General features: G+C 65.6%; 2 protein-coding genes. One reads left to right on the top strand and one right to left on the bottom strand.

Going from position 1 to position 1,595, the window contains the following annotated elements:
* Positions 1 to 473, bottom strand: a 473-nt coding sequence (locus AC1RUS_RS23520; RefSeq protein WP_492919044.1) for a PTS sugar transporter subunit IIA, incomplete at its 3' end; no start/stop codon positions are given.
* 228 nt (positions 474 to 701) lie between these two features.
* Between AC1RUS_RS23520 and AC1RUS_RS23525 the strand changes: the two genes are divergently transcribed.
* A complete protein-coding gene (locus tag AC1RUS_RS23525) occupies positions 702 to 1,442 on the top strand; it encodes a GntR family transcriptional regulator (RefSeq protein ID WP_492919045.1) in 741 nt (246 codons plus the stop codon).
* Positions 1,443 to 1,595: the final 153 nt, after the last annotated feature.

Raw genomic sequence — 1,595 nt, forward strand, 5'->3', positions numbered from 1 at the left:
ACCTCGCTGGCGCGGTCCTGGTCGCGGCGCACGATGTCGAAGGCGTCGGGATTGGTGATGACGATCGGGGTAATCAGGCTGCGAGCGCGTTGCGACAGCATGTCGAGGTCGAAGCTGATAAGCTTGTCGCCAGATTGGACGGACTGGCCTTCCTTCACATGGACCTCGAACCCCTCGCCGCCCAGACCCACGGTCTCGAGCCCGACATGCATCAGGATCTCGGCGCCATTGGCCGCGCGCAGGGTGATGGCGTGCCGCGTGGCGGCGGCGGAGACAACCTGAGCGTCGCACGGCGCGTGCAGAGTCGAATCGAAGGGATCGATGGCCAGGCCGTCGCCCAGCATCCGCTCGGCGAACACCGCATCGGGCGTTTCCTCAAGCGGTGCAATCCAACCCTTCAGGGGGGTCGATAGAATGAGATTCGTCATCAACGGCACAGCCTGGAGAGGAATGGGAGCTCGACAAATCGCCATGCGCGTCGAGCGCGCTGACGATTTAAGCTACAATGCCATTTTAATACCATTCGAAAACCCAGACCCAACACATTTTTCGTAAAAGTCGTTGACAGAAAGGTCATTGCGCCTGCCATTGCGCAACACAGCGTGACCGTTGCCAAGCCGATAGGACTTATATTGGTATGTTTCTAGACAAGTGCCGCGAAACGGGGCGCCGGGGCTCTCGGGCCTTTTTGGGGACCGCCAATGCTGCTCTCTGAACGCATCGGTCAGCTGGAGGAAGGCGCGCCCGCGCCCCTGTACCTGCAGCTGCAACGCGCTCTGCGCGAGGCCATCCAGCACAAGGTGCTGACCCCCGACGACGCCCTCCCCGCCGAGCGCGAGATGGCCGAGGACTTCGCAGTTTCGCGCATCACGGTGCGCAAGGCGCTGGAGGGACTGGTCAGCGAGGGCCTGCTGACGCGCCGCCAGGGCGCCGGCACCTTCGTCGCCTCGCGGGTCGAGAAGAACTTCTCCAAGCTCACCTGCTTCACCGAGGACATGGTCTCGCGCGGGCGCACGCCGCACAGCGAGTGGATCAGCAAGGCCGAAGGCGCCGTGACGCCGGAAGAATCGCTGACGCTCGGCCTGTCGCCCAGCACGCCAGTCTATCGCTTCCACCGCATCCGCTACGCCGACGGCGCGCCGATGGCGGTGGAGTATTCGACCATCGCGGGCTTCGCCCTGCCCTCCGTCGACGTGGTCGGCGCCTCGCTTTACGAGGCGCTGGCGGCCCACGGGCATCGCCCGGCCCGCGCGCTGCAGCGTCTGCGCGCGGTGCTGATGACGACCCAGCACGCCTCGCTGCTGGGCGTGAAGGCCAAGGACGCCGGCCTGCTGGTCGAGCGGCGCGGCTATCTGCGCGACGGCCAGGCCGTCGAGGTCACCCAATCCTACTACCGCGGAGACACCTACGACTTCGTCGCCGAGCTCAGCGACCTGTCTTGATCCTCCCGCTTACCCGTCTTCAGGAGACGACGTCTTGATCCTATCGACCGAACGGCCCGCGCCGACCAAGGCGGCCGAAGCCACGCGCATGTTCCAGGAAGCGGGCGAGGCCGCGTCGGTGGTGGGGGCGCAGCTGGAGGCCAATGCGGCGCG

Source organism: Caulobacter sp. GW821-FHT10F06 (assembly GCF_058809215.1).

Excerpts from the sequence above, each read along its gene's own strand:
- AC1RUS_RS23525 (WP_492919045.1), top strand. The coding sequence starts at position 702 with ATGCTGCTCTCTGAACGCATCGGTCAGCTGGAGGAAGGCGCGCCCGCG.